Below are 23922 nucleotides of genomic sequence, written 5' to 3'. Positions count from 1 at the left end.
TTTTAGCTCGTCCCTATGAAGAAATTATGGCCTGCGCTGCTACTGCTGGCTTTGGCCTCCTGTAAGCAGAAAGAGTACAACGCCGACCTCTTTGTTAAAAATGCCAAAGTATATACGGTAGATAGCGTGTTCAGCACCACCGAAGCTTTTGTGGTAAGCGGCGGTAAGATCGTTGGTTTGGGTAACACCGATAGCCTCGAAAAGATCTACCTGGCCCGCGAGGTGATCGATGCCAAAGGCAAGCCGGTGTATCCGGGTTTTATTGATGCCCATACTCACTTTTACCGTTATGGCCTTAGCTTACAAGAAGTGAACGTAGTAGGTACCAAAAGCTGGAACGACATCCTTGACTCCGTACAGAACTATGCTACCCATAACCCCGACGGCTGGATCATAGGCCGTGGCTGGGACCAGAACGACTGGCAGGACAAACGCTTCCCCAATAAAGCTAAACTGGATTCGCTATTCCCTATCAGGCCAGTGATCCTGAGCCGCGTGGATGGACATGCGGCCATTGCCAACCAGGCGGCCCTGAATATAGCCGGCATCAAACCCGGCCAAAAGATAACGGGCGGTGAAATAGAAGTGGCCGATCAAAAGCTGACCGGCATCCTGATCGATAATGCCGTAGGTTTAGTGACCCGCAAGATCCCTCAACCTACCGACCAGCAGGTAGAGGCTGGCCTGCTTGGCGCACAACAAAATTGTTTTGCCGTAGGGCTTACCACCGTGGATGACTGCGGACTTGATTACCCTTTGGTAAGCGTGATCGCCCAATTACAGCATAAACAAGCGCTCAAAATGCGCATGTATGTGATGCTGTCTGACAATGAGGATAACATTGCCTACCTGTTCAAGCGCGGCGTATACAAAACGCCCATGCTGAACGTACGCTCGTTCAAGGTATATGCCGATGGTGCCTTAGGTTCTCGTGGCGCCTGTCTGCTGCATGACTATAGTGATAAAAAAGGTTGGAAAGGCTTCCTGCTAAGCGACCAGAAACATTTTGAAGATGTTGCCCAACGCATCGCCGCCAAAGGTTTCCAGATGTGTACACATGCCATCGGTGATTCGGCCAACCGCAGCATCCTGAAGATATATGCGAATGTTCTGAAAGGGAAGAACGACCGCCGCTGGCGCATCGAGCACGCCCAGGTGGTAGACCCGCAAGACCTGAAGTATTTTGGCGAGTACAACGTGGTGCCATCTGTGCAGCCTACCCACGCCACGTCAGATATGTCGTGGGCAGGTACCCGGCTTGGCGCAAGGTTAAAGAGCGCCTATGCCTACAAACAACTCCTTAAACAGAACGGCTGGATGCCGCTGGGTACCGATATGCCGGTCGAGAACATTAACCCGTTATATACCTTTTATGCGGCCACCGAGCGTAAGGACCTGAAAGGTCAACCATCGGGTGGCTTTCAAAAAGAGAATGCGCTGGATAGGGTAGAAGCCCTGAGAGGGATGACCATCTGGGCCGCGCGTTCAAATTTTGAAGAGCAGGAAAAAGGTAGTTTAGAGGTAGGTAAATACGCCGACTTTGTGATATTGGATCAGGATATTATGAAAGCCAAAGGGGCAGATCTGCCGAATGTTAAAGTGCTGAAGACATTTGTGAATGGTGAGAAAGTTTATGAGAAGAAGTAAATACAGCTGGTTAATTGGGCTGTTATCGGGTATCGTCATTTTACAAACCGCATGTGCGCAGAACCCACCCTTGGTGGTTAGTGGTCCTGCTTACCTTACTGAAGAGAAAGAAGTTGAACGTTCGACCTTTTTGTTCAACAATGAGCAGAACGTTGTTCCCCTTCAGGACCTGGACAGGGGGCAATTTGCCAGCATCCGCTTCAATAATGAGTACGGTGCCGCATTTGACAGCTTGCTGAACAAGTATTCTAAGGTCACTACCTTCAATGCACTGACGTACAAGAACATCAATACGCTTACTGATAACTTAAAGATGTACAAAACGCTGATCGTGCAGGTGACGGAGCGTGATATGGGCAATGAGCAGCTTTTTGAACTGATCAGGACCAACGATAAGTTGCGTAAAATGGTGATCGTGTATTGGGGAATAGGCACATCGCTCAACAAGTTCGATGGGTTGGATATCCCGATCATCTGGAGTACCCGTATATCTAATGTATCTGCAGAATACGCTGCGCAGGCGGTGTTCGGTGGGGTGGCCATCACGCAGAAGACCCAGACCACCGCTTCGGCTAAATACAAGGCAGGGTCAGGCTTCCTGACCGCCAAAACGCGTTTAGGCTATAGCGTACCGGAATCAGTGGGTATTAAAGCTGATAACCTGCTGCCGATCGATAACATAGCTAAAGAAGCGATCAACGACCAGGCTACCCCAGGCTTTGTGGTGCTGGTAGCCAAGGATGGTAAGGTGATCTTTAATAAAGCCTACGGCTACCATGTGTATGATCGCACCATGCCCGAAAAGGTGACCGACATATTTGACATTGCCTCGGTGACCAAGATATCGGCCACTACTATGGAGGTGATGCAGTTGGTGGAGCAGGGCAAACTGAGCCTGGACTCTACCATGGGTAGCTACGTAGCGCTGGCCCGTAATACCAACAAAAGCAATATCAAGGTGCAAGATCTGATGCTGCACCAGGCAGGGTTGATACCCTACATCCCGTTCTACGAACGTATCAGGGCTAATGACCATAGCCCCGATTCGTCAGCTGCCTACCCAACCAAGGTGGCCGAAAGCTACTTCATGCGTAAGGATTACTTTAAGGATGTTATGTGGCCGCAAATGCTTAATTCACCTTTGCGTACCCGCGGCGTGTATGTGTACAGCGACCTGAGCATGTACTTTATGAAAGAGATCGTGGAGACCATCACGGCCACGCCACTCAACCTGTACACCCAACAAAAGTTCTATGATCCGTTAGGCATGCAAACGGCGGGCTTTCTGCCACGCAACCGTTTCGCAAAGGAGCAGATCGTACCTACTGAGAACGATACCTACTTCAGGCATCAATTGTTGGATGGTTATGTGCATGATCAGGGTGCGGCCATGGTGGGCGGGGTATCCGGTCATGCAGGTTTGTTCGCATCGGCCAATGATCTGGCCATCCTGTTCCAAATGATGCTGAACGGCGGCACCTATGGAGGTGTACAATACCTGAAGCCTGAAACGGTGGCCAAGTTCACAGCCAAACACTCCAATGTAAGTCGTCGGGGTTTAGGATTTGACCGTTGGGACCCTGAGCTGAGTAAGCACTACCCTGCGCAAAATGCCTCGCCCGAAACCTATGGCCATACTGGCTATACCGGCACCTGTGTTTGGGTAGACCCTAAGTATAATTTGGTGTATGTGTTGCTCTCTAACCGCATCTACCCGCGGGATTCTACGCTGTTCAACAGCCGCAGTATACGCCCAAGGGTAATGGATGTGGTTTACCAGGCTATACAAAAGGGATTTAATTAATATATGGCTAACTATTTGTAAGTTAGCGATATGCAAGACCTACAGATCCCTGACGGCTATCAGCACGTCATGCCCTATCTCATCTTAAAAGATGCAGCAGCGTTCATCGCGTTCGCTCAAAAAGTATTAGGGGCTACAGAAAAGATGCGGACTCTGCGCGACGATGGACATACCATCATGCACGCCGAGATACTGATTGGCAAGAGCACCATTATGCTTGCTGAGGCCACCGCAGATTTTTCGCCTCAGAACGCGGGTATGTTCGTTTATGTGGCCGACTGTGATGCCGCTTACCGGACCGCGTTAGATGAAGATGCCACCAGTATTATGCCGCCCGCTGATCAGGGCTACGGCCGCTCCTGCGGAGTGACGGATCCGTTCGGCAATACGTGGTGGATCACAGGCGCCTGAGCTATATGCGAGACGGGTCAGATGCGGAATAGAAGCATCTGAATGCTCATTTAGAGGGCACCGCTAAAGTTTACACAGTGCTAACACATTTGCCATAAATACCTGTTAAACTTGCGGCATGGAACTAAAGGCGGTCATTGTGAAAAAGCGCAATGAAAGCTGTGGTTCGCACTCAACTTTTATCAGCGTATCTTCATGAAAATTGGCATAGTGTGCTACCCCACTTTTGGCGGTAGCGGTGTAGTAGCCACCGAGTTAGGTAAAGCGCTGGCCGATCGCGGTCACCAGGTACACTTTGTTACCTATAACCAACCTGTCCGTTTAGATTTCTTTTCCGAGAACCTGTTCTACCATGAGGTAGCGGTCAGCAAATACCCACTTTTTGAATACCCACCTTATGAACTGGCCCTGGCCAGCCGTTTGGTGGATGTGGTACGCTTCGAGAAGCTGGACGTACTCCATGTGCATTACGCCATCCCGCACGCTTCGGCAGCTTTTATGGCCAAACAGATACTGGCTACCTATGGCATCCACATCCCGGTGATCACTACCCTTCACGGTACTGATATCACCTTGGTGGGCAACGATCGTACGTATAAACCGGTGGTCACCTTTTCCATCAACAAAAGCGATGGCGTGACCTCTGTATCAGAGCACCTCAAGCAAGATACCTACCGCTATTTTGAGATAGAGAAGGACATCAGAGTGATCACCAACTTTATTGACCTGCGTCGTTTTAGCCATACCCCTAAAGAACACTTCAAAAAAGCCATAGCGCCCGAGGGTGAAAAGATCCTGGTGCATACTTCCAACTTCAGGAAGGTGAAGCGCACGGCCGATGTGGTGCGCATATTTGCCAAGGTAAATGCGCAGATCCCATCAAAGTTATTGATGGTGGGTGATGGTGAGGACCGCCCGGAATGTGAGCAACTGGCGCGCGACCTCGGGGTAAGCTCCAATATCCGTTTCCTGGGTAAGCAGGATGCCGTGGAAGAGATCATGTCGGTGTCTGACCTGTTCCTGATGCCTTCTAAATCAGAAAGCTTCGGTTTAGCTGCGCTGGAAGCCATGGCCTGCCGGGTGCCCGTGATCAGCAGTAACGCAGGTGGTTTGCCCGAATTGAACATTGAGGGACTGACCGGTTACCTGCGCGATGTGGGCGACGTTGACGGCATGGCCGAACGCGCCGTGTATATGCTGGAGGATCAGGACCGCCTGAACCAGTTCAAGGAAAATGCCCTGAACCACGCCCGCAAATTTGACCTGGCCAACATATTACCAGAGTATGAGAACTTCTACCTGGAGGTGATCCAGAACAGTAAACCGTTAGTATAGCGCATAATGTTGTAAGAAACGCCCGACCGAACAAACAAGGTGATCGGTACGGATGTATATAAGTTCAACATTATATCATACTCAAATGAAAAGGATACTCGAGATCATTTTAATGGCAGTTGTGATCGGTATGACCGTTACCGCTTGCTCATCTACCAATAAGGCCACTGGCGTTGCCAATGTAGGCCGTGGCAAATTCACCGGCACCTGGACCATCAGCAGCGTTAATTACGATGGCTTGGTAGAGAATGCTGTATCAAGGGCTTTTGACGAAGCCAAACCTTCGGCGTTCATCGGTAGTACCTGGAAGCTCACCAATAGCGGTAATGGTATGTATACGCTTACCAACGGCGTTTCGCAAAGCATTTTCTGGTCGGTGAACAACAATGGTGCTAACGGACAAATGTTCCAGTTCAAAAAGATATACGAGGGCGACAAGGCCAAGAACGTACAGCAAGGTTACCAGTTGTTGGTAGGCAGCAACAACGGCAGCACCATGGTGTTAAAGACCCCTGTTGCCATTGGCAGCAGCACCGGCTACGTGATCTACACGTTCGATAAACAATAATTACGAATTTGTTAATAAAGCGGTGAACACCGCCAAAAATGAAGGACCGGTACAGTAAAGTGCCGGTCCTTTGTTGTTACATTTGAGCGTTTCAGCGTTACATTTGCTGTTACATTCTTTAAAAATGTCGTTTTTTCTCGAAAAAGTTGGGTTTTTGCGAATTTCGCAACGACTAAAACTGGGGAAAAGTGGGGAATTTTGTTACAGCCCTGTAACACCTGTTCGATACACTAAGTGGAAGATATTTTAGCGTGGTACGCTTAAATTGTGCCATCAGCAATGACAAGTACTGGTACCTGTCACTGCCGATGGACTTAATATTTTATTGTGCCGGAGTGAATTTGAGGCACGTCGGGCTGTCGATCTCTACGGTGTTGCCGTTAGGCGTTAGCTTACCGGTGGTGTGGTTGATCTTGTAAACCACAATGTTGTTGCTATTCTTGTTGGCCACCAGCAGATAATTGCCTGCCGGATCGATCACAAAGTTGCGCGGGTGGTTACCTCCGGTGTCGTGGCGTTCAATGAAGGTCAACAGTCCACTCTCGGCATTAATGGCGTACACCACGATCTCGTTAGCGGTGCCACGGTTGGTAGCATACAGGAAACGTCCATCGGGCGATACGTGAATGTCGGCGCCGCCTGCTTCTTTGGTGGAGCCATCTTCCATCATGCTTACCTTTTGCAGCATTTTAGGGTTGCCGTTATTATAGGTGTAAGCAAATACGTGCGCACCCATCTCGCTAACCACGTACATGTATCTCTTATCAAGACTAAAGTCGATATGACGCGGACCTTCACCTCCGGGCAGGCTAAATGATGCGGGGTCTGATGGGGTCAGCGGTTTTTCCTGGCCTGAGTGGTAACGGTAGATGTTCACCTTGTCTGTACCCAGGTCAGTATATAGCAAATGCTTTTCATCGGGCGACAGCATGGCCGTGTGCACATGCGCTTTTTCTTGGCGGGCCTTGTTAGGGCCGTTACCCTGATCTTGGATGGTTTGCGAAGCTGGTGCTATAGATCCGTCCTTTTTAAGCGGGAACACCGATAAGCTGCCCCCGGCATAGTTAGCGCTGAATATATGTTTTTGATCCTTATCTACCGATATGTAGCAAGGGCCTGCGCCTGATGGCTGTTTGTTGATCAGCTCGATCTTGCCCACCTTGGGTTCAAATGAAAAAGCACTTACGCTGCCGGTGCGGTCGTTACCGATCTCGTTCACTGAATATACGAACTTGCCGTTAGGCGCTACGCACAGGTACGATGGGTTGTCGACGCCCGAGGTGCGGTTGAGGTACACTAAACGGCCGCTTTCGGTATAAAAGCGGTATACATAAATGCCATCGGGTACATTGGTGGTGTAAGTGCCGATCAGCAGATCAAGTGTTTTAGGAGGTTTGGGCTGCGCCACCAACAAAGCAGGAGCAAGGCACAGCAGCAGTAATAATTTCTTCATAGCATGTGATGATATCCGGCATGCAAGGTAATGAATTTTTAATAAGTGCCCCGCTAACTCACCGGCGCCAGCGCCAGGCAGCTGGGTTGATCAACGCTAATGGTATGGCCGGTAGGGTTGATCAGGCCCGTATCCTGATCAATGCTAAAGCTCACGATGATGTTGCTCTTTTGGTTGGCTACCAGCAGGTAGCGACCGGTAGGGTCGATCACAAAACTGCGCGGCTCAATACCTCCGCTGCTCTGCCGCTCCAAAAATTTAAGCATTCCATTTTTTGGGTCAATAATATAGCTCACGATCTCGTTCAAGCCATCACGGTTGGAGGCGTACAGGAAACGGCCATCGGGCGATACCTGTATATCGGCCCCGCTTGCTTCGCCCGTAAAATCCTCAGGCAGCATGCTGATCGTTTGGCGGTGCGATAGCTGACCATTGGCCTCATGCTCATAAACCCAAATGTTTCCCCCCATTTCGGTCACGAGGTAAAGGTACCGGTGGTCAGGACTAAAGGCTATATGGCGCGGACCATCGCCAGGCTTCACCTTCACCACGGCGTGCTTATCGCCCCCTACCGTCGCCTCTGCGGCTTGATAACGGTAAACATTCAAGGTGTCAGTGCCAAGGTCCGTATAGAACAGAAATTCCTCATTGGGCGACAGCATGGCCGCATGGATGTGCGAGGTGTCCTGCCGCTCCTCATTAGGGCCGGTACCCTGTTCCTGTAATATACGTTCGGCCGGGGCCAGCGATCCATCTTCGTTGATCGGAAACACATGCACGCTTCCGCTCACGTAATTGGCCGCGAACACGTGCTGATGCTGTTTATCGACAGATATATAGCATGGCCCAGCCCCTGAGGGCTGCGTATTAAGCAGATTGATGCTACCCTCGTGGGCATCAAAGGCAAAGGCACTGATGCTACCCATGCCCTCGTTCTCATTGACTGCGTAAACGAACCGGTTATCGGTAGTGATGCATAGGTACGTAGGGTTATTAATGCCCACCGGCGTACGGTTCAAATAAGTGGCGTTACCACTCGCTGCATCAAAGCGGTAAATGTATATCCCCTCGGTGCCGTTGGTGGTATAAGAGCCGATCAGTAAATTGTAGATCTGCTGATCAGCGGCTATGTTACTGGCGTTACTCATATAAGTTGTAACAGTTCTGGCGTCAAAAAGATCTTGAAATTTCTTAGAAAGAAATTTTAGAGGTTTGGAAGGTAGCTTAAAATCGGTTCATAGCGCTTATTAGAATTTAATTAGGAGTGGAGTTTGAATTTTACTTATCGTAATAATTAATTTAGGTTTCCCGCCCGTCATGCCGAACTTGTTTCAGGATCCCTCAGGACAGGTCGGTTAGTACAGGGTCAGTTATTGGGCAGCTCTCAAAGCTCTCAAGACAAGTCGGTTCACTGAAGATCGGTCACTTAGTAGGTGCGATGCTGAAACGAGTTCAACATGACCGGTTGGGTTTTTTCCTTTTTGACTCACCAACTGTCATGTTGAACGCAGTGAAACATCCTATGCAAGTGATCAGCTATCCCAGCGTATAAGGTCCTTCGGCTTCGCTCAGGATGACAGGTGGGGGCAGGAGTCTACAGTAACCCTTCACCCGTCATGCCGAACTCGTTTCGGCATCCCTCAGGACAGGTAGAGTTAGTGCAAGGTCGGTCATATGGTGTGTTTAGAATAGTTGCCCGAGGCACGGTCGTTCACTTAGCGTGTGGGATGCTGAAACAAGTTCAGCATGACAAATCGGGGAGGAAAGGAAGCCCCCGCGGCCCATCAAACAAAAATGCCACTCCGTTGATCAGAGTGGCATTCGAATATTAAAAAGAAGTTCTGGTTAGCTTAGGCTTGTACCAGGTGCTTCAATTGGATGATCTCTTTTTCATCAAGGTATCTCCAGCGGCCGCGTGGAAGATCTTTTTTGGTGAGGTTGGCGTAAATGGTACGGTCCAGTTTCACTACCTCGTAACCCAGATGCTCGAATATACGGCGCACAATGCGGTTCTTGCCGCTGTGGATCTGTATACCTACCTCGCGTTTGGTGCCGCCTTGTACGTAGCTTACGTTATCAGGTTTAATCAGGCCATCTTCCAGTTCCAAACCATATTCGATCTTGTTCATGTCACCTTGGGTAAGGCTTTTGTTCAATTCAACATGGTATATCTTGGTGATGCTGTTGCGCGGGTGCGATAACTTGTCGGCCAGTTCGCCATCATTGGTCATGAGGATAAGGCCGGTGGTGTTACGGTCCAATCTACCTACCGGGTAAATACGTTCCTTGCTGGCTTTATCCACAAGGTGCATTACGGTACGGCGTTCTTGCGGATCGTCGGTAGTGGTGATGTAGTCTTTAGGTTTATTCAACAGCACGTAAACCATTTTCTCGCGTTTCAGGGTCTCGCCATTGTAGCGGATCACATCTTTCGATGGATCTACCTTGTGGCCCAGTTCTGAAACCACTTCGCCATTTACCGATACCACACCTGCAATGATCAGCTCATCGGCCTTACGGCGCGAGCAGATACCGGCATTAGAGATATAACGGTTCAAACGGATCAGGTGGCTATCCTCAGCATTGGTGGCTGCCTTTTTGTTACGGCCACGCATGGTGCGGTTAGTGGTCTCATCACTGTACTGATCGCGTGGGGTGCGGGCTTTTACGTTAGCCGGGTTATCGCCACGTTCGCGGAACGGACGGTTGCGGTCGGTATCGGCCGGCTTGTCGCTCCACTTACGTGAAGAACCTACCGGACGTTTGTTGCCAAAGCTTTGACGGTCGTCGCTGCCTTCGCTGCGTTTGTTGTATGATGAAGAACGGTCGCTTTTAAAGCCATCGCCATTGGTATTTTTGCGGAAAGGTCTGTCGCCAGAGTTGCCATCCTTGCGGAATGGCCTGTCGCCGGAGCTGCTGTCCTTACGGAACGGCCTGTCGCCGGAGTTGCCATCCTTACGGAAAGGTCTGTCACCAGAATTATTGTCCTTACGGAAAGGTCTGTCGCCATAAGGCTTGCGATCGGCCGATGAGCTGAACCCACCCGACGAACTTTTACGCGACGCGCTGTATGGCTTTTGCTCGGCATCACCGCCCGAACGCTTCTTGAAAGCGCCGTCGTTATCCTTATTAAAACCTGAATTTGCGTTACGTGTGCGTGGGGATGTGTTGCGTGGTTGATCGCCGTTTCCGGTGCGCCTTCCGGCCGATCTGTTGGACTTGTCGTCACGACTGTTCCCTGGTCTCTTGAATACCATATTTTGTTTTTATGTGCTGTAAAAGCGGGGAGCAAAGGTACTAAAAATAGCGTAAAAGTGAAAAAAGTTTCCACATGCAAAATCGGTGTTTAAAGGGTCGTTAAGGCAGTGTTTTGATCTTTTTTCAACATTGCTAAAAACACTAAGCCTGCATAAGTGTTTGATTGTGTGCAATGTTTTATACCTTTGCCCCACACATTCTACCTGTGTATTGTTGAACTAAATGTAAATGAATGATCAAAAAACACCTCATTACGTGCTCCGTAATATGTGTTCTGTTTATCATTTTAAAGCTCTTTGTCTACAGCGTTCCAGACAAGCAGCCGTTGAAAAACAGTCCCGTTATTTTTAACTTCTTCGAAGGTCAAAAAGTAACAGAAGTAACAGACAGCGTACTCAATTTTGCCGAAGAAGCAGTACCTGTACAAAATGCAAAAGTTAACCGCAAAGTGCGGTACTCAATTTGGAAGCATAGTCGCTATGCTTCGTACAATCATCAATTACAGGCACGTGCCAAAAGGTATTTTCCATTGATCGAGCCGATCATGGAGTTGTACGGTATCCCTGAGGATATGAAGTACATCCCGCTGCTAGAGTCAGGGCTGCAACCGCACGTTCGATCGCCGCGTGGCGCGGCCGGGGTATGGCAATTTATGCCTGCTACCGCACGCCAGTATGGGCTAAAGGTGAACCGTAGAACGGACGAACGCCTGAACACCCGCAAGGCCACCATTGCGGCATGCAAGTACCTGAAGGAATTGTATGCCCAATTTAACAGCTGGACGCTGGCTGCCGCCGCCTTCAATGGTGGATCGCCGCGTATAGCCAAGGCCATTAACCACAAGAACAAAGGCAATTACTTTTACATGCGCCTTAACCGCGAAACAGGCAGTTACGTGTATAGCCTGGTGGCCATGAAAGAGATGATGGACAAGCAGGCCGAGAGTGGTGGAGAACTTACCACGGCCGGGCTACTACCTGCAGAGGTACTTACCATCAACTAAAAAAATTAGTAATTACGGAGCAATGAGGCCGGTATGCGTTGTGCGTACCGGCCTTTTTTAGTATCTTTGTCGCTCTTTATGAAGTAATTACAGGCGGCCTCAAACTTAGCCGCCTTTTGCAAGTTTACTACTTGTTATAACTATGGCTGAAAAAACGATCGACCTGGGCGAACAAAGCGAAGTGGAGGTGTACGGTGCCCGGGTACATAACTTAAAAAATATCGATGTTTCTTTTCCGCGCAACCAGCTGGTGGTGATCACCGGGCTGAGTGGAAGCGGTAAATCGTCATTAGCTTTTGATACGATATATGCCGAAGGACAGCGCCGTTACATGGAAACGTTCTCGGCCTACTCAAGGCAGTTCATGGGTGGTATGGAACGCCCCGATGTGGATAAGGTATCGGGCCTGAGCCCGGTGATCGCCATTGAGCAAAAGACCACCAGCAAGAACCCGCGCAGTACCGTGGGCACCATTACCGAGATATACGATTTCATGCGTTTGCTATTTGCCCGCGCAGGTGAGGCTTACTCGTACATCAGCGGTCAAAAAATGGAGCGCATGAGCGAGGACCAGATCCTGCGCACCATCACCGAGAAATTTGATGGGCAGCCGGTGAATATACTGGCGCCGGTAGTGAAGGGCCGTAAAGGTCACTATCGCGAATTGTTCGAGCAGATCCGCAAGCAAGGCTACCTTAAGGTATATGTGGATGGCCAGATCATGGACGTTGAGCCCAAGATGCAGCTGGACCGTTACAAGATCCACGATATCGACATTGTGGTGGACCGCTTGGTGGTGACCGAAAAGGATGGCAAACGTTTATATACTTCAGTGCAATCGGCCCTCAAAACGGCCAAAGGCATCATCCGTATAGCCGACAAGGACAATAATGTATCCTACTTCAGCAAGTTCCTGATGGACCCGGTATCGGGCATCTCGTATGACGAGCCTCAGCCCAATACCTTTTCCTTTAACTCGCCGTATGGCGCCTGCGAAAAGTGCGATGGGCTTGGTTACATCTTCGTGGTGGATGAAGCATCGGTGATACCCGACCCTAAGCTGAGCATCATGAACGGTGGCCTGGCGCCGCTGGGTGAGTACCGCGATACGTGGACCTTCCAGGTGCTGAAAGCGCTGGCCAAAAAATATGAGTTCTCGTTGTCGGTACCCATCGAGAAGATACCGCGTGAAAAGCTGGACATCATTTTGAATGGCTCGAACGAGATCATCAGCGTGGCGGTAGAGTACAACAAATGGAACGTAGAGAATTACCAGGTGACCTTCGATGGCATTATCCGCATGCTGGAAGAACAGCAGGAACGTAAAAGCGAAGGCGTGAGCGACGACCTGGAAAGCTACCGCACCTTAAAGGTATGCCCGGTATGTGAAGGCGCCCGCTTAAAAAAGGAATCATTGAACTTTAAGGTGGATGGCAAGAACATCTTCGAGCTGGCCACCATGGACATCCGCACCTTGCAGGAGTGGTTCGTTGGGGTGGAGGACCGCTTGAACGAGCGCCAGAACGTGATCGCCCGCGAGATATTAAAAGAGATACGCGCCCGCATTGGCTTTTTGCTTGATGTAGGATTGAGCTATTTGACGCTCGACCGTACCGCACGTACGCTATCAGGTGGTGAGGCGCAACGTATACGCCTGGCCACGCAGATCGGCTCGCAGCTCATGAACGTGATGTACATTTTGGATGAGCCCAGCATCGGCCTGCACCAACGTGATAATGACCGGCTGATCCGTGCCCTGAAGGATCTGCGTGATCTGGGTAACACGGTGTTGGTGGTGGAGCATGATAAGGACATGATCCTGGAGGCCGACTACGTGATCGACATGGGGCCGTCTGCTGGTGTGCATGGCGGTACCGTAGTAGCACAGGGTACCCCTCAAGAGCTGATGAGCGTGAACACGCTGACCACTTCATACATCAATGGCACTAAAGAGATAGAGGTGCCCAAAAAGCGCCGCAAGGGCAACGGCAAATCGTTGACACTGAAAAAGGCCACCGGCCATAACCTCAAAAAGGTGACCGTGGAGTTCCCGCTCGGCAAACTGATCGGTATCACGGGTGTATCCGGTAGTGGTAAATCGAGCCTGATCACCGAGACCTTGTACCCGATCTTGAATCATCACTTCTTTCGCGCTAAAAAAACACCGCTCCCTTATGATAAGATCGAGGGGCTGGAACATATAGATAAGGTGATCGAGATCGATCAAACGCCGATCGGTCGTACACCGCGATCTAACCCGGCCACTTACACCGGCGTATTCAGCGATATACGGGCGTTGTACGTGCAACTGCCAGAGTCGAAGATCCGCGGTTACAAGCCAGGCCGTTTCTCGTTCAACGTAAAAGGTGGCCGCTGCGAGACCTGCCAGGGTGCCGGCCAAAAGGTGATCGAAATGAACTTTTTACCCGATGTGCAGGTGCCTTGCGAAGAGTGCGGCGGCAAGCGCTACAACCGCGAAACGCTCGAAGTACGCTACCGTGGAAAATCCATCAGTGATGTGCTGGACATGAGCATCGAGGATGCTACGGCTTTCTTTGAGCACATCCCGGCCATTTACCGTAAGGTGAGAACGCTGAACGATGTAGGCTTGGGTTATATCACGCTGGGCCAATCGTCACTAACCCTGTCAGGTGGTGAGGCACAACGCGTAAAACTAGCTACTGAGCTTTCAAAAAAAGATACTGGTAACACTTTCTATATATTGGATGAGCCGACCACCGGATTGCACTTCGAGGATATCAACGTGCTGCTCGGCGTACTGCAACAACTGGTAGACAAAGGCAATACCGTATTGGTGATCGAGCACAACCTTGACGTGATCAAGGTGGTGGATCATGTGATCGACCTTGGCCCCGAAGGTGGCTCGGGTGGCGGTACAATCATGTATAAAGGTACACCAGAAGGATTATGCAAAGTCAAGGAAAGCTTTACTGGCGTATTCCTGGCTAAAGAGATGAAATTGTAGCGCTTTTACAGCTATTAAGCGTTAAAAGGTGTTAAACTGTATAAGTTTAACACCTTTTGTTTTACCTTGATCACAGCTCTTAATACATATGAAAAGATATACCTTCCTTATCCTGTTCCTTGTAATCGATCTTTATGATCTGCATGCACAACAAGCCAGTTCACCCTACCTGGCACTGGTAGCAAAAGCCGACGCACTATATGAGGCCAAAGACTATAAAGGTTCTGCGCTAAAATATTCGGAAGCCTTTGCAAGTAACAAGGGAATGGGCAGGGTAGATGACCGTTACAATGCGGCCTGCTCATGGGCTTTAGCCGGTGAGACCGATAGTGCTTTTGCGAACCTTGATCGTATCGTTCACAAAGGCAAATATGCTAACTATGAGCATATTATAAAGGATACGGACCTGAACTCACTTCATGCAGATAAACGGTGGAAAAAACTCGTTGAAAAGGTAAAGCTCAATCAGGCTGCTGCCGAAGCTGGATACAACAAGCCGCTGATGACCGAATTGAACCAGATCTTCAACGATGATCAAAGTTATCGGCTGAAATTAGATTCGGTGTCCAAGCAGTATGGCAGAGAGTCAAAAGAAGTGAAGGACTTATGGAAAACCATCTCTTATAAAGACTCGATCGATCTGGTCAAGGTCAAAGGCATCCTTGATCAGCATGGTTGGCTCGGTGCTAATGAGGTGGGCGATCGCGGTAATTTGGCTCTCTTCCTGGTGATCCAGCATGCTGACATCGCTACGCAGGTGAAGTACTTGCCTATGGTACGCGAAGCAGTAAAAGCAGGGAAAGCGCAACCTTCGAGCCTCGCACTGCTCGAGGATAGGGTAGCGCTGCGGCAGGGTAAAAAGCAGATCTATGGCAGCCAGATCAGTGTTGATAGCAAAACCGGTAAAGCCACCATCAGCCCGATCGAGGATGAGCCCAACGTGAACAAGCGCCGTGCATCAGTTGGCTTGCAACCGTTGGAGGACTATGTGAAACAATGGGGTATCGACTATCATTTACCTAAAGCGCAGTAAAGCCACCTCAAACAAAACAGCTAATACCAGCATTGATGAGGTATGCAACCCCTCCTCACCGCATCTCAGATCCGCGAAGCGGATGCTTATACTATCGCTCATGAACCGGTCTCTTCCATCGATCTGATGGAGCGGGCCTCAAAGGCTTTTGTGAGCTGGTTCGTGAACCATTTCCCTGATCAGCAGGAGACGATAGCCATTTACTGCGGTACAGGCAATAACGGTGGCGATGGGCTAGCCATAGCGCGCTTGTTGCATGGGCATGGGTATCATCAAGTGGACGTGAAGCTGGTGCGTTTCTCAGACAAAGCTTCAAAAGACTTCCAGGAGAACCTGCAACGGCTGCAAGCTCTACCAGTGACCATCACCGAGATACATCCTGATCAACCTACTGTTAAGGAAGAACCTGCAAGCATAATTATTGATGCCATACTGGGCAGCGGGTTAAATAAGCCACTTAGCGGAGCTTATGAACAACTGGTGAATAGCCTCAACGGGCTCCAAAGAACGGTAGTAGCCGTTGATGTGCCTACCGGACTTTATACCGATGGCGAGATCGACCCCCAAGCAGCCGTATTGAAGGCCGATGTGGTGATCACCTTCCAACAACCCAAGATCAACTTTTTACTGCCCGACTCGGCGCCTTTCATGGATGAATGGAAGGCGGTGAATATCGGGTTAGATGCTGGTTTTATGAGCAGCATAGGCTCACCTTATAAAATGGTGGAAATGGCCGACATACAAGCCATCATTAAACCGCGTAAGCGGTTCAGTAATAAAGGTACCTATGGGCATGCACTGCTGATCGCTGGTCAGGAGCGTACCATGGGTGCTGCGTTGCTATGCTCATCGGCCTGTATGTACGCTGGGGCTGGGCTTACTACGACCTGTATACCTGCCAGCGGACTTACCGCACTCAATAGCTACCAGGCCGAGGTAATGGCCTCTGTACGGGAACCGGGTCAAACGCCCAGCCTCGAACTTGATAAGTTCAGTGTGATCGCCATCGGTCCGGGTTTGGGTAAGGATGATGATGCCCGTAACTGGCTGAGGTATGTGCTCACCAATTACCGAAAGCCGATAGTGGTGGATGCGGACGCCTTGAACATGCTCGCTGCGGAACCTGAGCTTTTACATCGACTCCCCGCTGGCTCGGTGCTTACCCCGCATATGAAAGAATTTGACCGTTTATTTGGCGAGCGTCAAAATTGGTGGCAGCGCTTACAGACCTTGCGCCAAAAGACACAAGAGCTCAACCTTTGCATCGTGCTCAAGAACAGCTATACCATGACCGGTACGCCCGATGGTAACGTGTACTTTAACTGCACCAGCAATGCCGCAATGGCAGTAGGGGGGATGGGAGATGTACTGACCGGCATCATTACCGCGTTGATGTCGCAAGGCCACTCAGGCAAGGATGCTTGCATAGCAGGCGTTCACCTGCACGGCAAGGCTGGCGATGAGCTGGCGCTGTCTAACAGGTTACATGTTGTACTACCCGGGCAGGTAGCCGCTCAGGTGCCGGCCACCATAGCTAAAATGCTATGAACCAACAAGGGCCGTCAGTATGAACGGCCCTTGTGGTTGTATTTAATAATTTACTGAACTTAATAAAGAACAACATACTGGTCAATAAGCGTACATATGACGCCTGATCAGTACCTTGTGTTACACAGTAATTAAAATTTCTAATAATTGATCAGTTAACGCGCTGATCGAATCAGAGGGCGGCCATTACCACCATATTGTCCATGGTAGGGTCAACACTGCCGCCACGTGGCTCGATCGTCACTGCAAAGGCCTGAGCCTCACCGATAGGTTTCATAGCTCTTACCACTGCCGAATCAGGCTGAGCACTATCAAAGACACCGAGATCCACCGGTTTGCCTGCGGCAATTGCCCACAGTTGGTACTGGTGATCTTTGTCCGTTTCAGGAAGTTTGGCATTGGCCAGGTCCACCATCACCTTACGCTCGGCAGCATTCCAGGCTACGGTAAGGCTTGATGCCGGCGTTTTGTTAACTCCCTTGAGCCTGATAAGCTTGAATGAAGTGTCACGGTACATGCTTAACTCGTTATCCATCATGCTTACCTGGCGCACTACTTTTTGGTTATAAAGTGTAGCGCTCAACAGCTGATCATTAGAGGTGCGTAATTGTTGATATACCACGATCAGCGCAGCAACACTCACACAAAGCAGTAAAAGGCAGGCGGCAAAAGCATATTTATAAAAGTTGACCGAACGGCGTGCTGTGGTTTGCGGCATGGCAGCCACCTTGGCGGTAAGCGACTGTGAACGGCTGCTTTTGAGGTTGCGGTCGTCGCCCAGGTTAGTAAGCAGGCTATTGAGCACACGATCGCGCGTGCTGGCCGATGGGGTCACCGCGTTAACGTCGGCATAATTTTCCATCGTGGCCTCTATCTCACGCAACTCGGCCATTACCTCGGCATGCTTACGAGCCATAGTTTCCACTTCAAGCTTTTCGTCTGCGCTCATGTCGCCTAGAACGTAAAGCTCTAACACTCCTGAACTAATATATTCCTTTACCTCTTCCACCGTCAATTGAAATGCTTCCTTAGCTCTTGTATGGCCATACGCAAACGGGTCTTTACGGTGCCCAGGGGCATCCCCAGTTCATCCGCTGCCTCAACATGTGTATAACCTTTGAAATAAATAAGATCGAGTATGGATCTTTGCTCGGGTCTCAGCTTATCAACCAACTCCTTAACGCCCACCAACTCTGGCTTATACACCGTGCTGTTATGCGTGTCGATGTAATTTACGTTATTTTCGAGTTCCTGGTTTTTGAATTGATTCTTAAAATCTTTAGATCGGATCTTGTCGATAGACAAGTTACGGGCAATGTTCACCATCCAGGTGAACAGCCGGCCTTTATCGGCACTATAACTTGATGAGGAATGCCATATCTTCACAAAAACCTCCTGCAAAACGTCCTCGGCGGTAGCTTCATCATTCACGATCCTGACGATCACACCAAATAACGAGGCCGAATACATATCATACAACGCCTCGGCAGCTATCTTTTCGTGGCGCTGCAGGGCATGTACAAGTTCTTCTTCGCTTAGGGAAAGTTTATGTTTTTTGGCCAAAACGTTGTAAATATAAAATATTAACTCACAACATTACAGGTCGAACAAATGTTTTTCGGCGTGATATGATGAACGTACCAGCGGTCCGCTTTCTACATATTTGAAGCCCATTTGCAGGCCAACTTCTTTATAATATTTGAACTGATCTGGTGTTACCCAATCGATCACCGGGTGGTGGTTACGGGTAGGTTGCAGGTACTGGCCTAAGGTAAGGATGTGCACACCGGCATCATACAGATCTTGCATGGCTTCCAGTACATCCTCTTCCTGCTCGCCCAAGCCCAGCATAATGCCTGATTTGGTACGAAGGCCTGCGGCCGATATCTGGCGCAAGCAATCTAAGCTGCGATCGTACTTGGCTTGTATACGTACCTCGCGGGTCAGGCGGCGTACGGTCTCCAGGTTGTGTGATACCACTTCGGGGCGTACCGCCAGTACGCGGGCCAGGTTCTCCCAATTGCCTTTAAAATCAGGCAGAAGGGTCTCCAGCGTAGTGTCAGGGCTTTCGCGACGAATAGCGTTGATGGTCTCAGCCCAAATGATGGATCCGCCATCCTTTAGGTCGTCACGATCTACCGAGGTGATCACGCAGTGTTTGACCTGCATCAGCTTGACCGAGGTGGCCACACGTTCCGGCTCATCCATATCAACGGCCAGCGGCCTGCCGGTAGCTACCGCGCAGAACGAGCAAGACCGGGTACAGATGTTACCCAGGATCATAAAGGTCGCCGTACCGGCACCCCAACACTCGCCCATGTTAGGGCAGTTGCCGCTCTCGCAAATGGTATGAAGTTTATGGGTGTCAACCAAACTGCGTACATGCGCATACTCTTTACCAACAGGAAGCTTAACTCTTAACCAGTCGGGTTTGCGTTGTACCTGGTTGGCAGGTATTACCGGAAGATCGATCATGTTACAAAATTATGGATTTTATAAGAGAAGGCAAGGGGATATGGGCAAGAAACATAGCTGCGGAAGCATGAAACAAGATGCAAGAGCCGAGATATCATCGTGTTAATTAATGTCTAGGTTCTTGGCTCTGGCCTCTGACCTCTCGCAGGTTACTGCACCATTTCCAGCGTCTCTTCAACAGAGATGGCGCCGTGCGATTGGTCGAGGATGCATTCACCATCCTTGATCAGCAGCAACTGCGGCGATTCATGGTGGACCTGGAAATCCTGAGCTACCTGGTTAGATATCTCGCGGAATTTGATCAGGTCTAAAAAGTAAAGAGGAACGCTTTCAGGCAGCTGATCCCAATCCAGTTCAAAACGGCGTTTGGCCATCATACTGATCGAACAACGGGTGCTGTGCTTAAAAATAATGCTGTAACCAGGTTGTTGTTTGATGGCGTCGATCTGATCGGCCGAGTTTAGCGCTGTCCAGGTCATAATAGATTATAAAAAATAGCTTAAAAATATCTTTATACAAAGATACGGTTAAGCTATCAATTAGGTTTGTGCAAGGCACAAAATGACGATCTGATGTTAGCGGCGGCGTGCGTTGCCGTAAGCCGGGCAAAGCTTGTTTGAGCACGATGAAAAGGTACCTGACACCACAACGGCCAAAAGCGCAACTACGATTAGTTTTTTCATGTTAAATACTACTGTTAATGATCTTGTAACTGTTTAGCAAGGTCGGCCATTTTAATGGCTGTTACAGCAGCTTCAACGCCTTTGTTCCCATGCTTCCCTCCGGCCCTATCCATGGCTTGCTGTTCGTTATCGGTAGTTAACACCCCGAATATCACCGGTTTTACGTGTTTGACCGATACATTTGTTACACCATGGGCCACCGCATCGCAAATAAAATCAAAATGGCGGGTCTCGCCCTGTATCACGCAACCCAAGCAGATCACTGCATCCAGGTTCTTGTTCTGTAGTAAAAGGTCGGCGCCCGAGGTCAACTCAAAGCTGCCGGGTACCGCGTAAGTGAACACATTACTCTCCAAAGCTCCATGCTCGATCAGGCTTTGGTAGGCACCTGCGTATAGGGCACCGGTTATCTTGGCGTTCCACTCGGCCACCACTATACCGAACCTGAAGGGCTCAGCACTGGGTATGGTAGTGTGCGAAAAGTCAGAAAGATCTTTTAATTGAGTGGCCATTGATCTGTGTGCTTACCGGTGAAAATTATTGTTTAGCTTCAACACGGCCAATGTAAGCATCAATGCTTTGAGCTTCGGCGCTGGCCGGGTAATCGCTCTTGATCTTGTTGTAGCTTTCGGCGGCACCAGCGTAATCTTTTAACGCTTCCTGCACAAGGCCTAATTTTTTCAGGTAGAAAGGTGACAGGAACTTGTTGTTAGCTTTATCTACCGCTTTTTTGAAGCTGCTTTCGGCCTCATCGTATTTTTTCAGTTCAACGTAAGCATCACCTACACTGCCTAATGCCTCAGCAGCTACCATGTTGTCATCGCTGCGGAAGTTGTTCAGGTTCTCGATGGCTTTGCCAAATTCGCCTTTGTTCAGGTAAGCAACACCTGCGTAGTAGTAAGCCAGGTTAGCAGCTTTAGTATTGCTGTAATCGGCCATGATCTTTTCAAAACCCGGATAGCTGGCATCACCTTTCAACGCTTTGTCCCATTCTTTTTTATCCCAGTAACCTTGAGCAACGTGCATTTGGTTAGCCGCCTCTACCTCACGTGGGGCAAGGTATAGTTTTTGATAAGCGATATAGATAGCGATCAATGCAACAATAGCTGCACCAATGAATAAAAGGCTTTTTTGGTTCTCCATAACAAAGCCACCGGTTGGCACAGTTCTTTTTTGTTCTGGTGCAACGTTGGCATTTACTTCCGTCTTTGACATTTTTATGCTAAAATTAAGTTTGCAAAAATAGGTTTTTCCTATTGCGTTCACAACACCAGACCACCTAAATATTAGCGCCTTTTTTTGGAGTATATAAATAGCTATCAGGGCGGTATAAAAGTACTAACTTTGCACCTCTTATATGTATCTGCAGCAACTTACCGTCATCAATTTCAAGAATTACACCGAGGCCGAGCTCCAGTTCAGCAGGGGAGTGAATGCTTTTACGGGTAACAATGGCGCAGGTAAGACCAACGTTCTGGATGCCATCCACTTTCTGGCGCTTTGCAAGAGCTACTTCAATACCATCGACATACAGCAGGTCAAGCAAGGTGCCGATTTCTTTATGCTGAACGGCACTTTTGAGCGCGATGATGTGCCCGAAATGGTGGCCTGTTCGGTGAAACGGGGACAAAAGAAGCTGTTCAAACGTAACAAAAAAGAGTATCAGCGTTTGGCTGATCATATCGGGCAGTTTCCCCTGGTGATGGTGTCGCCATATGATTCGAGCATCATTATGGAAGGCAGCGAGGAGCGCAGGCGTTTTGTAGATAACGTGATATCACAGGCCGACGACCGCTACCTCGACGAGCTGATCGTATATAACAAGGTACTGGCCAATCGTAATGCCCTGTTAAAAAGTATTGCAGATACCGGTCGTTTCGATCCGCCCTTGCTGGAGATACTGGACGAGCAACTGGTTGCGTCAGGTACGCGCATCTTTCAAAAGCGCCGGGCGTTCATGGAAACGTTCACCACCATATTTGATCAGTATTACCGCTTCCTTACGGGGGAGGCCGAAAGGGTAGAGCTGGTATATGATTCGCAATTGCTGAATGCCGGCCTGGGCGAACTGCTCAAACGCAGTACCGAAAAGGACCGGGCCCTCGAGCGTACCACGTCTGGCATACACCGCGATGACCTGGTGTTCAGCATACATGGCATGCCGCTTAAAAAGTTCGGGTCGCAGGGGCAACAAAAGTCATTTTTGATCGCGCTCAAACTATCGCAGTACAATTACCTGTTACAGCAAAAGGGCTTCAAGCCTTTGCTTTTGCTGGATGATATATTTGACAAGCTCGACGAGCACCGGATCACCAAGCTTATGCAACTGGTATCACAGCATGAATTTGGCCAGGTGTTCATCACCGATGCCAGCGCCGGCCGGGTTCAGCGCATATTTGAGCAAATAGGCGTCGACCTCAAATTGTTCAATGTGGCCGGGGGAGAGATAGTGAGCGGTGAGTAAGGATAGTGAGTGATGATGGTTGGGAGTTTGAAAGCTTCCTCAGCCATTTATCTTTCAACATTAACTTAAAATAAGATGCGTAAGCCTAACGATAAAACGATGAAAGAAGCCATTGCGCAAATGCTCAATGTGTATAAAATAAAACGCCGCTTCGATGAAACGGCGATCATAACGGCCTGGCCCGGGATCGTTGGTAAACCGGTGGCTAACCGTACCAGCGAGATATTTGTGAACAACAAACGCTTGTTCCTGCGTATCGAATCATCGGTGGTCAAAAATGAACTCTTGATGATGCGCTCGCAGATCATCGAAAAGATCAATACCCAGGCAGGCGATGTGCTGGTAGAGGAAATTATTTTCCTTTAACCGCGTGGCGCATTTGCAAGTGCGCTTTGGAACTGCCAAAAAGGTCATCACGTATGATGGCATACATCACTACCATAACAGCAGGTACATAAAAAGCGAACTGAACCTCAGGGTGAGCTTTCACCAATGAGTAAGTACCAATAACGAACAAAACGATCACTACAGAATAAATAGCGGCTCTTGATGTTGACTTCATAACGCTAATATAATCAATTACAGTTCTTTGTTGTTAAAAATTGTGCCACAACGTAAAATAAGAGGCCAGATCTTCATTAAAAGAAAGTTGTCCTTTCCTATAACGCAGATCTGGCCTCTGTGCTGAAAGTAAGTCCTTCAACTTACTTGGTATAAGCTTATTAGAATCTTTCGAAAGCTGAGAAGAAGAAACTGCCTTCGATAGCGGCGTTCTCATCAGAATCAGAACCGTGAACGGCGTTAGCTTCGATAGACTCGGCGAACAGTTGACGGATAGTGCCTTGCTCGGCTTTTTTAGGATCGGTAGCACCGATCAATTTACGAAAGTCTTCTACTGCATTGTCTTTCTCTAAAATAGCAGCAACGATCGGGCCTGATGACATAAAGCCTACCAGGTCTTTATAAAAAGGACGCTCTTTGTGTACAGCATAAAATTCACCTGCTTTTTCGGCAGTAAGGTTGGTGTATTTCATAGCTGTGATCTTAAAACCACCTTTGATGATCTGATCCAGGATACCACCGATGTGACCGTTCTTTACGGCATCGGGTTTGATCATGGTAAAAGTTTTGTTGTTTTCCATTATTGTTTAATAATTGCCGCAAAAGTAAACTTTTGTCACTGAAAACTAAAGCTTTTTGTATAATTTGCATAGCTTGTATGTTATATATTTATATAAATTTGCAGCTTCGTTT

General features: G+C 49.1%; 22 protein-coding genes. 11 read left to right on the top strand and 11 right to left on the bottom strand.

Translation table 11 applies throughout. The annotated features are described in order from the left end of the window. Nucleotides 1-15 precede the first annotated feature (15 nt). From LLH06_RS17750 to LLH06_RS17730, 5 genes are all read left to right on the top strand, one after another. Entirely contained in the window at nt 16-1647 is a 1632-nt protein-coding gene (locus LLH06_RS17750; protein ID WP_228170627.1) for an amidohydrolase, read from the top strand. After that, nucleotides 1634-3451, top strand: a complete 1818-nt coding sequence (locus LLH06_RS17745; protein WP_228170626.1) for a serine hydrolase domain-containing protein — start codon at nt 1634-1636, stop codon at nt 3449-3451. Before LLH06_RS17750 ends, LLH06_RS17745 begins: the two co-directional genes overlap by 14 nt. A 30-nt stretch (nt 3452-3481) precedes the next feature. Continuing rightward, the gene (locus LLH06_RS17740; protein WP_228170625.1) at nt 3482-3862 is read left to right on the top strand and encodes a VOC family protein; all 381 of its coding nucleotides are present in this window, start codon (nt 3482-3484) and stop codon (nt 3860-3862) included. 195 nt (nt 3863-4057) lie between these two features. Then, a complete protein-coding gene (bshA, locus tag LLH06_RS17735; protein ID WP_228170624.1) occupies nt 4058-5197 on the top strand; it encodes an N-acetyl-alpha-D-glucosaminyl L-malate synthase BshA in 1140 nt (379 codons plus the stop codon). An 85-nt stretch (nt 5198-5282) separates the two neighbouring features. Continuing rightward, on the top strand, nt 5283-5765 hold the full coding sequence (locus tag LLH06_RS17730) for a hypothetical protein (RefSeq protein WP_228170623.1): 483 nt from the start codon (nt 5283-5285) through the stop codon (nt 5763-5765). Nucleotides 5766-6087: 322 nt separating this feature from the next. On the opposite strand, the gene LLH06_RS17725 is transcribed toward LLH06_RS17730, so the two are convergent. The 3 genes from LLH06_RS17725 to LLH06_RS17715 form a co-directional block, all read right to left on the bottom strand. Further along, nucleotides 6088-7218 carry a lactonase family protein gene (locus LLH06_RS17725; RefSeq protein ID WP_228170622.1) on the bottom strand — a complete coding sequence of 377 codons (1131 nt, stop codon included), beginning with the start codon at nt 7216-7218 and terminating at the stop codon, nt 6088-6090. A gap of 53 nt (nt 7219-7271) precedes the next feature. Then, on the bottom strand, nt 7272-8366 hold the full coding sequence (locus tag LLH06_RS17720; protein ID WP_228170621.1) for a lactonase family protein: 1095 nt from the start codon (nt 8364-8366) through the stop codon (nt 7272-7274). A 702-nt stretch (nt 8367-9068) separates the two neighbouring features. Beyond that, nucleotides 9069-10475, bottom strand: coding sequence for a pseudouridine synthase (locus tag LLH06_RS17715; RefSeq protein WP_228170620.1), 1407 nt, complete (start codon nt 10473-10475; stop codon nt 9069-9071). Between the two features lie 326 nt (nt 10476-10801). On the opposite strand from LLH06_RS17715, the gene LLH06_RS17710 reads away from it, so the two are divergent. The 4 genes from LLH06_RS17710 to LLH06_RS17695 all read left to right on the top strand — a co-directional run bounded on the left by LLH06_RS17710 (nt 10802) and on the right by LLH06_RS17695 (nt 17046). Next, on the top strand, nt 10802-11479 hold the full coding sequence (locus LLH06_RS17710) for a lytic transglycosylase domain-containing protein (RefSeq protein ID WP_228170619.1): 678 nt from the start codon (nt 10802-10804) through the stop codon (nt 11477-11479). 142 nt (nt 11480-11621) lie between these two features. Continuing rightward, nucleotides 11622-14465 (top strand): excinuclease ABC subunit UvrA, encoded by a 2844-nt coding sequence (gene uvrA, locus LLH06_RS17705; RefSeq protein WP_228170618.1) that lies wholly within the window; start codon nt 11622-11624, stop codon nt 14463-14465. Nucleotides 14466-14553: 88 nt separating this feature from the next. Beyond that, the gene (locus LLH06_RS17700; protein ID WP_228170617.1) at nt 14554-15498 is read left to right on the top strand and encodes a DUF6624 domain-containing protein; all 945 of its coding nucleotides are present in this window, start codon (nt 14554-14556) and stop codon (nt 15496-15498) included. Nucleotides 15499-15540: 42 nt separating this feature from the next. Then, nucleotides 15541-17046: an NAD(P)H-hydrate dehydratase gene (locus LLH06_RS17695; RefSeq protein ID WP_228170616.1), complete on the top strand. Its 1506-nt coding sequence runs from the start codon at nt 15541-15543 to the stop codon at nt 17044-17046. A gap of 172 nt (nt 17047-17218) precedes the next feature. On the opposite strand, the gene LLH06_RS17690 is transcribed toward LLH06_RS17695, so the two are convergent. The 6 genes from LLH06_RS17690 to LLH06_RS17665 all read right to left on the bottom strand — a co-directional run bounded on the left by LLH06_RS17690 (nt 17219) and on the right by LLH06_RS17665 (nt 21419). Beyond that, nucleotides 17219-17995 (bottom strand): anti-sigma factor, encoded by a 777-nt coding sequence (locus tag LLH06_RS17690; protein WP_228170615.1) that lies wholly within the window; start codon nt 17993-17995, stop codon nt 17219-17221. A gap of 62 nt (nt 17996-18057) precedes the next feature. Next, nucleotides 18058-18609, bottom strand: a complete 552-nt coding sequence (locus tag LLH06_RS17685; RefSeq protein WP_228170614.1) for an RNA polymerase sigma factor — start codon at nt 18607-18609, stop codon at nt 18058-18060. 33 nt (nt 18610-18642) lie between these two features. After that, nucleotides 18643-19521: a lipoyl synthase gene (gene lipA, locus LLH06_RS17680; RefSeq protein WP_228170613.1), complete on the bottom strand. Its 879-nt coding sequence runs from the start codon at nt 19519-19521 to the stop codon at nt 18643-18645. 149 nt (nt 19522-19670) lie between these two features. Continuing rightward, the gene (ytxJ, locus tag LLH06_RS17675; RefSeq protein WP_228170612.1) at nt 19671-20000 is read right to left on the bottom strand and encodes a bacillithiol system redox-active protein YtxJ; all 330 of its coding nucleotides are present in this window, start codon (nt 19998-20000) and stop codon (nt 19671-19673) included. A gap of 218 nt (nt 20001-20218) precedes the next feature. After that, nucleotides 20219-20716 carry a 6,7-dimethyl-8-ribityllumazine synthase gene (gene ribH / locus LLH06_RS17670; protein WP_228170611.1) on the bottom strand — a complete coding sequence of 166 codons (498 nt, stop codon included), beginning with the start codon at nt 20714-20716 and terminating at the stop codon, nt 20219-20221. A 25-nt stretch (nt 20717-20741) separates the two neighbouring features. Continuing rightward, nucleotides 20742-21419, bottom strand: coding sequence for a tetratricopeptide repeat protein (locus LLH06_RS17665; protein ID WP_228170610.1), 678 nt, complete (start codon nt 21417-21419; stop codon nt 20742-20744). 142 nt (nt 21420-21561) lie between these two features. Between LLH06_RS17665 and recF the strand changes: the two genes are divergently transcribed. Then, nucleotides 21562-22668 carry a DNA replication/repair protein RecF gene (recF, locus tag LLH06_RS17660; RefSeq protein ID WP_228170609.1) on the top strand — a complete coding sequence of 369 codons (1107 nt, stop codon included), beginning with the start codon at nt 21562-21564 and terminating at the stop codon, nt 22666-22668. 75 nt (nt 22669-22743) lie between these two features. After that, nucleotides 22744-23034 carry a DUF721 domain-containing protein gene (locus tag LLH06_RS17655; protein ID WP_228170608.1) on the top strand — a complete coding sequence of 97 codons (291 nt, stop codon included), beginning with the start codon at nt 22744-22746 and terminating at the stop codon, nt 23032-23034. Here LLH06_RS17655 and LLH06_RS17650 read toward each other — a convergent pair. Both LLH06_RS17650 and LLH06_RS17645 read right to left on the bottom strand, forming a co-directional pair. Beyond that, nucleotides 23021-23230: a hypothetical protein gene (locus LLH06_RS17650; RefSeq protein ID WP_228170607.1), complete on the bottom strand. Its 210-nt coding sequence runs from the start codon at nt 23228-23230 to the stop codon at nt 23021-23023. The genes LLH06_RS17655 and LLH06_RS17650 overlap by 14 nt on opposite strands. A gap of 160 nt (nt 23231-23390) precedes the next feature. After that, nucleotides 23391-23810, bottom strand: coding sequence for a nucleoside-diphosphate kinase (locus LLH06_RS17645; RefSeq protein WP_228170606.1), 420 nt, complete (start codon nt 23808-23810; stop codon nt 23391-23393). Nucleotides 23811-23922 lie beyond the last annotated feature (112 nt).

It is taken from the genome of Mucilaginibacter daejeonensis (genome assembly GCF_020783335.1).
GTDB lineage: Bacteria > Bacteroidota > Bacteroidia > Sphingobacteriales > Sphingobacteriaceae > Mucilaginibacter > Mucilaginibacter daejeonensis.
This window is presented reverse-complemented; position numbering and strand designations above follow the sequence as displayed.

Coding starts and splice junctions, on each gene's coding strand:
- LLH06_RS17665 (WP_228170610.1), bottom strand. CDS start 21,419: ATGTCAAAGACGGAAGTAAATGCCAACGTTGCACCAGAACAAAAAAGA.
- uvrA (WP_228170618.1), top strand. CDS start 11,622: ATGGCTGAAAAAACGATCGACCTGGGCGAACAAAGCGAAGTGGAGGTG.
- ytxJ (WP_228170612.1), bottom strand. CDS start 20,000: ATGACCTGGACAGCGCTAAACTCGGCCGATCAGATCGACGCCATCAAA.
- LLH06_RS17700 (WP_228170617.1), top strand. CDS start 14,554: ATGAAAAGATATACCTTCCTTATCCTGTTCCTTGTAATCGATCTTTAT.
- LLH06_RS17695 (WP_228170616.1), top strand. CDS start 15,541: ATGCAACCCCTCCTCACCGCATCTCAGATCCGCGAAGCGGATGCTTAT.
- LLH06_RS17645 (WP_228170606.1), bottom strand. CDS start 23,810: ATGGAAAACAACAAAACTTTTACCATGATCAAACCCGATGCCGTAAAG.
- ribH (WP_228170611.1), bottom strand. CDS start 20,716: ATGGCCACTCAATTAAAAGATCTTTCTGACTTTTCGCACACTACCATA.
- LLH06_RS17690 (WP_228170615.1), bottom strand. CDS start 17,995: ATGAGCGCAGACGAAAAGCTTGAAGTGGAAACTATGGCTCGTAAGCAT.
- LLH06_RS17745 (WP_228170626.1), top strand. CDS start 1,634: ATGAGAAGAAGTAAATACAGCTGGTTAATTGGGCTGTTATCGGGTATC.
- LLH06_RS17650 (WP_228170607.1), bottom strand. CDS start 23,230: ATGAAGTCAACATCAAGAGCCGCTATTTATTCTGTAGTGATCGTTTTG.
- bshA (WP_228170624.1), top strand. CDS start 4,058: ATGAAAATTGGCATAGTGTGCTACCCCACTTTTGGCGGTAGCGGTGTA.
- LLH06_RS17725 (WP_228170622.1), bottom strand. CDS start 7,218: ATGAAGAAATTATTACTGCTGCTGTGCCTTGCTCCTGCTTTGTTGGTG.
- LLH06_RS17740 (WP_228170625.1), top strand. CDS start 3,482: ATGCAAGACCTACAGATCCCTGACGGCTATCAGCACGTCATGCCCTAT.
- LLH06_RS17655 (WP_228170608.1), top strand. CDS start 22,744: ATGCGTAAGCCTAACGATAAAACGATGAAAGAAGCCATTGCGCAAATG.
- LLH06_RS17720 (WP_228170621.1), bottom strand. CDS start 8,366: ATGAGTAACGCCAGTAACATAGCCGCTGATCAGCAGATCTACAATTTA.
- LLH06_RS17750 (WP_228170627.1), top strand. CDS start 16: ATGAAGAAATTATGGCCTGCGCTGCTACTGCTGGCTTTGGCCTCCTGT.
- LLH06_RS17715 (WP_228170620.1), bottom strand. CDS start 10,475: ATGGTATTCAAGAGACCAGGGAACAGTCGTGACGACAAGTCCAACAGA.
- lipA (WP_228170613.1), bottom strand. CDS start 19,521: ATGATCGATCTTCCGGTAATACCTGCCAACCAGGTACAACGCAAACCC.
- recF (WP_228170609.1), top strand. CDS start 21,562: ATGTATCTGCAGCAACTTACCGTCATCAATTTCAAGAATTACACCGAG.
- LLH06_RS17730 (WP_228170623.1), top strand. CDS start 5,283: ATGAAAAGGATACTCGAGATCATTTTAATGGCAGTTGTGATCGGTATG.